The organism is Frankia sp. CeCAU1 (assembly GCF_977971845.1).
This window is the reverse complement of sequence record NZ_CDWWXA010000030.1, coordinates 33,638-41,102: the sequence shown is the minus strand read 5'-3', so window position 1 is coordinate 41,102 and position 7,465 is coordinate 33,638. Positions and strand designations below refer to the sequence as shown.

8 protein-coding genes are annotated in these 7,465 nt (G+C 71.6%); all 8 read right to left on the bottom strand.

What is annotated here, in order from left to right; translation table 11 throughout:
* Positions 1 to 543 (bottom strand): ferric reductase-like transmembrane domain-containing protein (locus AC08OO_RS08150; protein WP_476618382.1); only part of this gene is annotated, 543 nt, incomplete at its 3' end.
* Positions 540 to 1,592, bottom strand: a complete 1,053-nt coding sequence (locus AC08OO_RS08145) for an FAD:protein FMN transferase (protein WP_476618381.1) — start codon at positions 1,590 to 1,592, stop codon at positions 540 to 542. The genes AC08OO_RS08150 and AC08OO_RS08145, both read right to left, overlap by 4 nt.
* Before the next feature lies 1 nt (position 1,593).
* Positions 1,594 to 1,875 carry a hypothetical protein gene (locus AC08OO_RS08140; RefSeq protein ID WP_476609408.1) on the bottom strand — a complete coding sequence of 94 codons (282 nt, stop codon included), beginning with the start codon at positions 1,873 to 1,875 and terminating at the stop codon, positions 1,594 to 1,596.
* Positions 1,876 to 2,046: 171 nt separating this feature from the next.
* Positions 2,047 to 3,375: a Na+/H+ antiporter NhaA gene (gene nhaA / locus AC08OO_RS08135; protein ID WP_476609407.1), complete on the bottom strand. Its 1,329-nt coding sequence runs from the start codon at positions 3,373 to 3,375 to the stop codon at positions 2,047 to 2,049.
* A 598-nt stretch (positions 3,376 to 3,973) separates the two neighbouring features.
* Complete coding sequence (locus tag AC08OO_RS08130; RefSeq protein WP_476609406.1) at positions 3,974 to 4,333, bottom strand: group I truncated hemoglobin; 360 nt, start codon at positions 4,331 to 4,333, stop codon at positions 3,974 to 3,976.
* Positions 4,334 to 4,723: 390 nt separating this feature from the next.
* Positions 4,724 to 5,644 (bottom strand): YVTN family beta-propeller repeat protein, encoded by a 921-nt coding sequence (locus tag AC08OO_RS08125; protein ID WP_476609405.1) that lies wholly within the window; start codon positions 5,642 to 5,644, stop codon positions 4,724 to 4,726.
* 127 nt (positions 5,645 to 5,771) lie between these two features.
* The gene (locus tag AC08OO_RS08120; protein WP_476609404.1) at positions 5,772 to 7,022 is read right to left on the bottom strand and encodes a cytochrome P450; all 1,251 of its coding nucleotides are present in this window, start codon (positions 7,020 to 7,022) and stop codon (positions 5,772 to 5,774) included.
* Positions 7,019 to 7,465: lasso peptide biosynthesis B2 protein (locus tag AC08OO_RS08115; RefSeq protein ID WP_476618380.1), on the bottom strand; the 447-nt coding region annotated here is incomplete at its 5' end. The genes AC08OO_RS08120 and AC08OO_RS08115, both read right to left, overlap by 4 nt.

The following is a 7,465-nucleotide window of genomic DNA, read 5'->3' as shown; positions in this document are numbered from 1 at the left end:
GTGCGGGCGGGGGAGGATCCTGAAGGAGGGGGAACAGCGCCAGGCCGCGGATCCGGCGACGGCGAGCGCGCAGGCCATCGCGACGGCTCGCAGCCACGGCGTGCCGGCGTCGGTGCCCGAGCCCAGGCCGTGCGCGAGGGCGAGTGGCCAGGCGCCGTAGGCGGCCCAGTGCACTGCCCGCCAGACGCGCACGCCGAGGCGCCGGCGGAGCAGACTGGTCACGACCACGGCGATGAGAAGGTCGGCTGCGACGGTGCCGAGCCCGACCCACAGCGGTCGGTAGCCGGCGCCGAACGGCAGGACCACATCCGCAATGCCGAGCTTCGCGTACGGGTCGAGCAGCAGCGTGCCGATGTGCATGGCGAGGAGCACGACCGCGAGCAGGCTCGCGCCGCGGTGCACGGCGCCGATCGCGAAACCGGGCAGACCCGCGAGGCCGAGACCCGAGCGGGCCACGATGCCGAGGACGACCGTCAGGGTGAGCAGCAGCAGGCACGTGGTGCCCGTGCCCCGGGCGGCGTACCAGAGGGCTTCGGTGCTCATCGGCCGGAACCTCTCGGCCGTGTCGCCGATCCAGCGGACGCGACTCGGGTTCCATCCTCGGCGGGCGGAGCCGTCTCGGCCCGGTCTACCCGGACCCCGGCTACTCCGGCCCCGGCTACTCCGGCCCCGGCCACCTTGGCCCGGCTCGGGGCGGGCCAGCCAGCGGTCGTGACGATCGAGCCGTCCGTGGCGACGAGCCGTGCCGGCATCCCGATCCGGCGCAGCCAGCCCACCGCCGCGGAACCACGGACGATCGCGGCGGTGCTCGCCGTGTTCGCGTCGAGGCAGCTCGCGGCCGCCACGGTGGCGGTCCGCCAGACCACCGGCGCGGGCTGGCAGGTGCGCGGATCCAGGATGTGGTGCAGGAGCCGCCCGCCGCGCCACCACCGCCGCCCGAGGGTGCTGGACGTCGCGACGGCGCTCCCGGCGGCCAGGGTGATGGTGCAGGCGGGCTCGCCCGGGCGGTCCTGGACCCGAATGCGCCAGCCGCCCTCCGGCGCGTTCCCGGCGGTGGCGACATCCCCGCCGAGGCTGACCAGCACGCCGGTGCCGAGCCGTTCGGCGACCAGAGCGGCGCAGCGGTCGGCGGCCTGCGCCTTCGCCGTCGCTCCGAGGTCGAGCCGCACGTCGTCCGGCAGCGTCATTGTGTTCCCGGTCAGCCGGATCCGCTGCCAGCCCGGCGCCGGCCGGTGCACTACCCGCAGCCGCCGGCCGTCCGACGGCAGCAACGTGATGTCCCGGTCGTAGCCGAGAGCGGAGAGCGGTCCGCCGACGGTCGGGTCCACGTCCCCGTCGGTGCGCCGGGCCGCGAGGAGCGCCGCACCGACGAGGTCCGCCAGCAGCGGGCTGATCCGTTGCGGCGTCCCATCGGCGTGATCGAGCTGGTTGATCTCCGCGTCGTCCCGGAAACGACTGGCGACCTCGTCAACGGCCGCGAGATGGTCCACGACGATCTCCCGGGCGGCGGCCAGTGCGCCGGGCTCGGTCACCACGAGCCGGGCGGTCGTGCTCCACACCGACCACTCGACCGCCGCTGCCGCGCCGGGCATCTCAGGAACCACCGGTCGACGCGTGCGTGGGACCGTCGGCGCTCCCCACCGTGGTCCCGCCCGACCAGCCGCCGGACGAGGACGCGCTGTCGGAGGTCGACGACGAGGTGGATTCGTTACCCGAGGTCACCGAGCTGTCGTCCGTCGTCGAGGCCCAGGTGGCCGCGGATGCGGAATGCTCATGGGCCAGCACGCCGAAGCCGATGGCTCCGGCGGCCGCGACGGCTGCCAGTCCGGCGGTGACGGGGCCTACCCGTCGGATTCCCTGCTCACGTGTGGCCATGGCCGGTGTCCTCCTACCCTGCCGGCGCTCCGGAAGGAGCCCCGTGACTATGAGGGTGGGAGTCGGGCCTGTGTGTTACCTGTGCGTCAGCTGTTCGATTGCCGAGGGCGGAACACCCACGGGCGTGGGGTGGACTTGATGGTGCTGCACGAGCGGACCGACCGGACCGGATCACCCCCACGGGCGTGGGGAGGACCGGTGCAGGTCTTGGTAGACGTCGGGGATGCCGTCGTGGTCGCGGTCGGCGGTCTCTGCTTCCTGGAGCCGGCGGTAGACGCGATTGCGCAGACGTAGCACGACGGCGGCGAGCAGGGCTGCGAGCAGGGAACCCGTCAGGACAGCGATCTTGACATGGTCATCACGTGCGCTACCGCTCCCGAAAGCCAGTTCACCGATGAGCAGGGAGACGGTGAATCCGATACCGGCCAAGACCGCGAGCCCGAGAACGTCGGTCCAGGTCAACCCGTCGTCGAGGGTGGCGCGAGTGAAGCGTGCTACCAGGAAGGTAGCGGCCATGATCCCCAGAGGCTTGCCGACGACGAGACCGAGCACGACACCGATGGCCGCCCGATCGCTCAGCGCCGCGCTCAGTCCGCTCAGGCCATCGACGGTGACTCCGGCGGAGAAGAACGCGAAGACCGGCACCGCCACCCCGGCCGACAGGGGCCGCCAGCGGTGCTCGAAGTGCTCGGCCAGCCCCGGTCCCGTCTCCGGGCCGCCGGCACGGGTACTGCGGAGCACCGGCACGGCAAACCCCAGCAGCACGCCAGCCACGGTGGCGTGCACGCCGGAGGCGTGGACCAGCGTCCAGGTCGCGGCGGCCAAGGGCAGGAGGAGCCACCACGAGCGCACCCGGCGCTGGACCAGCAGAGTGAACAACGCCAGCGGCACCAGCGCGCCCAGCAACGGGAGGATCGACAGGTGGCGGGTGTAGACGACGGCGATGATGACGATGGCGAGCAGGTCATCGACGACCGCGAGGGTGAGCAGGAAGGTCCGCAGACCGGACGGCAGGTGCCGGCCAATGACCGCCAGCACCGCCAGCGCGAAGGCGATGTCGGTGGCGGTCGGGATCGCCCAGCCCGCTGAGGCGTCACCGCCGACGTTGACCAGCGCGTACAGCACGGCCGGGACGGCGACACCCCCGCAGGCGGCCAGGACCGGGACAGCGGCCCGCCGAGGGTCGCGGAGGTCTCCGGCGATGAACTCGCGTTTGAGTTCCAGCCCGGCAACGAAGAAGAAGATCGCTAGCAGGCCGTCGGCGGCCCACTGAGCCAGGGTGAGGTCCAGGTGCGCCCAGGACGGGCCGAGCTGGTAGGACAGCATTGACTGGTACGACTCTGACCACGGCGAGTTCGCCCAGCCCAAGGCCAGGACCGTCGCGGCGAGCAGCAGCCCGCCACCGATGGCCTCCCTGCGTAGGATCTCGGCGATCCGGCGAGCCTCGGGCCACGACCTGCGGTCGAACAGGCTGAACCGGCGAGACGGAACTTGGCCCACGGCGGCGCTCCTCACCAAGGGGTCGGGTCACACGTTGCCGACCAGACTTCCCGGCGCACCGAACCCACCGTAGCCGAGCCGACGTTAACATGCCCCCCATACCAGCCGAAACGGCTAGGCACACCGGGCACGGGGCCGGCAGGGGACCCACCCCGAAGCACTGCCTCACCACGCCGGCTACAGCCTCGCCGAGCAGGCGGTGATCCCGACGCCGAAGAACGCCCTCCCCCTCGCACGGCTGACCAGCAGCGACCTCGTCGAGGACGAGGTCAGCACCTGTCTCGGCGTCGAATCCGTCCGCGTGGTTTGCTGCTTCGTCGACGCGGACAGCTACCGCTGGCTCGACCGCACCCGCTACCCGAGAAAGGAAGCCGCCGGGACGGCTCGTTCACCACCAACGACGTCCGTGCCATCCTTGTCCACAGCATCCCCGTCGCCGACGGCGATTGGCGTCGACCTCCATCTCTCACATGGTGGCGTCCATGTTAAACCCGGGCGGTTCGCATTTGCAACTGTGCCCCGCCCGGTTTCTCTCGTTCGAGCCGGCTGCGGCTTCACTAGCCTGACCGCGCAAGGTCGTGTATGACGTGAGGTATTACTACTTCGATACCGTGACGACGTCGGAACGCAGCGGGGCGAGGGCCGCGCCGATCTGGCCGGTGGTTTCCGTCGGGACACCGAGGCCGGTCAACGCCGCGAGCAGATGGTCCACCACCGCGTCGAAGTGGGAGTCGGTGAGGCCGAGCGTGGCATGTACCGCGGCCATGTCCCGGCCCCGGTAGACCTCGGGACCACCGATCACCGCGGCGATGAACGCTCGCTGGTGTTCCTTGAGACGGGGCAGGTCCCGGTTGGCAAAGAGGGGTGCAAGAACGGGATCGGCCGTCACCCGGACGTAGAAATCGTCGACCGCGGCCTGCACGGCCGTCGCGCCGCCGATAGTGTCGTAGATACTCATCAGAGGTCTCGCTTTCGCAGGAGAGGACCGACCGGAGGTCGTTGACCATGTTTGTTGCCGTGGCTCACTGGTACCCGTCCGCCAGGTTCACTGAACCACAGGCACAATTTCCTTGAAAGAGTCTAATGTCCGCGCGGCAGAGAAAGATGGCAGGCGAACGTGGGCCGTCCGGCTCCTTCCGCTCGCGTGTGGGCAGAAGCTTTACCTGTTGAAGGACGGGTAGGAAGGAGCGGTGTCCTCCTCGTCCGGCGCGGGGAAGGCCCTGGCGAAGATCCGCAACACCGAGGACCTGTGGACACAGGTCGTGGCACTACCGTGAACCGCCCCGGGTTCGGGGGCCATCGGCACGACGATCACTCTCACGACGGCGGTCAGCCGGTGACTGGGGCGTCAGCCGGTGACCGGGGCGCTCGTGACGGCGATGCCGCCCGGCGTGCCGGCGAGCGGGATCGCCGTCACGACGACGCAATCGGCGAGGTCGACCACGGATACGTCACAACTGGCCTGGTTCGTTATGCACGCGACACTGCCGTCCGGCGCCACCGCAACGTTCTCCGGGCGGGCGCCGACGGGGAAAGCTGCGACAACCGTGTCGAGAGCCGCGTGAATCACCGAGACCGTGTGGCCGTAATAGTTGGTCACGTAAAGGCGCGTCCCGTCCGGTGCCAGGGCTGCCCCGAAAGGGCCGGGTCCGACGCCGATTTTCGCGGTCACGGTGCCGGTCGACGTCTCGATCATCGACACCTCGCCCGGGTCGCCGCCCGTGCTGGTCACATAGATTCGCCGGCCGTCGGGCGCGACTGCGATGCCGTTGGCGCCGGCCCCGACGCTGATTGTGTCGATGACGGTGTGCATGGCTCCGGTGTGCGTGGCCGTGTCGATGACGGATACGTCGTGGCTGCCGAAGTTCGTCACGTAGGCCCGCCGTCCATCGGGGCTGACGGCGACGTTTGCGGGGCTCGTGCCGACCGGGATGGTGGCGGTGACGGCCCCGGTGGCCGTGTCGATGACGGATACGTCGTGGCTGCCGAAGTTCGTCACGTAGGCCCGCCGTCCATCGGGGCTGACGGCGACGTTTGCGGGGCTCGTGCCGACCGGGATGGTGGCGGTGACGGCCCCGGTGGCCGTGTCGACGACGGACACGTCGTTCCCACCGAAGTTGGTGACGTAGACGCGGCTGCCGTCGGGAGCCACCGCCACCCCGAAGGGGAGCACACCGACTCCGATGGACCCGCTCACGACACCCGCGAGCGGGTCGACCACCAGCACCTGCCCAGTTCGGATGCTGGCCACATAGGCGTAGATGGTCATCTCAGCCCGCATCCCGACGGTCGATGGACTACGATCGAGCGTAGTAGCCCGGGTGTCGGAGAACCCGTTCGTGCGATGGCGAAGCGGATCATCGCGAGCGGTCGCACCAGCCAGGCCGCGGGCGCCGTCACCAGGTGACCGGCAGCGCGGTGACGCCCTGCAGCCCCACGGCGCTCTTGATCGGAATCTGCTCGGCGGGAACGGCCAGGCGCAGGGTCGGAACGCGGCGGAGCACCGTGGCGAACGCGGTCTGGAGAGCGGCCCGGGCGAGGTTCTGGCCGAGGCACCGGTGCACGCCGAAGCCGAACGCGAGGTGGTTGCGCGGATCGCGGCGCACGTCGAAGGCGTCGGGGTCGGCGAACGCGGCCGGGTCGCGGTTCGCGGCGGCCGTAGCGAGGACGACGCCGTCGCCCGCCCGGATCAGGCGGCCGCCGATCCCAATGTCAGCGACGGCCACCCGGGGGATGGTGTCGGCGACGGACAGATAGCGTAGGAGCTCCTCGACCGCGCCCGGGATGGCGGCCGGGCCAGCGCGCAGGGCGGCAGCCTGGTCGGGATGGTCCAGCAGCGTCAGCATGCCGGACGCGATCGTGTTCGTCATGGTCTCGCTGCCGGCGACCACCAGCATCATGGCCGTGTTGACCGCCTGCCGGTGTGCCGCCTCGCTGGCGCCCGCGCCTCCGTGTCCGCCCGCGTACGCGCTCGCCAGCCGGCTGAGCGCGTCCTGGCCTGGACCGCTTTCCCGGCCGCGCAGGAGCCCCCCCAGGTAGCCGGCGAGCTCCGGAAGCCCTGCTCCGTCCGGTCGAGCCAGGCGGTCCCGGAAGGCGTCGCGGTCGTCGGGCGGCACCGCGAACAGCTCGCAGAGCAGGAACGCTGCGACGTCGAGGGCGAACCGGTCGACGAGGTCGGTAGGTGGCCCGGCAGCCAGCAACCGGTCGACCAGCAGGTCGACGGCGCCCTGGAGACGCGGCCGCAGGGCGTGGACGCGGCGCACGCTGAAGCTCGAGACCACCAGCCGCCGGTGTGCGGTGTGCTCCGGCTGGTCCATCTCGACGAACGTCCGCACCGCCCGGATCGCCTCCGCGCTCGCCCGTCGGCCGGTCAGCTCCGGGTAGTTCGGGTCGGCGCGGTCGGCGGACAGCCGGGGGTCGGCGAACAGCGCGCGGGCGTCCCCGTGTCCGGTCACCACCCACGCGGGGCGGTCGCCGATGAGCGTGACCTTCGCGAGAGGCCCGGCGGCCCGCAGGTCCCGGTAGCCCGGCGGCGGGTGGTAGGGACACGCACGAGCCATCGGGAACGGTGGCGCCCCGCAGGCGCCGGCGGTGCGGCCCGCCTCGCCCGCCGCCTCGCCCGCCGCCCCGACCATCGTCCCGCTCACCGGGGCGCTCCGGCGGTGTCGGCCGGCTGCCGTCCGAGACCTGCGTCCGGCCGTCCTAGCCGCCGCCGTGGGCTGTGGCCAGCAGGCTTCACACTCAGCAGGCGGCGGTGATAGCCCTCCGGGTAGGGCTCGTCGACGTCACGGCCTTCGGCGACGACCCAGGCATGCGCGCCGAACGGCGGCACCACCCGCACGCCGACGCACCAGGTGGGAACGCTGCCGTCGAGCCGGCACAGCAGCGTCGTGGCGATGGACCGCGGCAGGCACCCCTCTGGGCCGGTGCACGCCCAGCTCGTCCTGGTCACGACCGTCCGGGCGCGGCTGGCCTCGGTGTAGGTCGCCGGGCGGGCACCCCGGCCGACCAGCCGCAGCATCCGTTGGATGCGCCGCGGTGGCTGCCGGGCCAGCAGGCGGGCGACCAGCACGGCCGCGTCTGCCCGCGA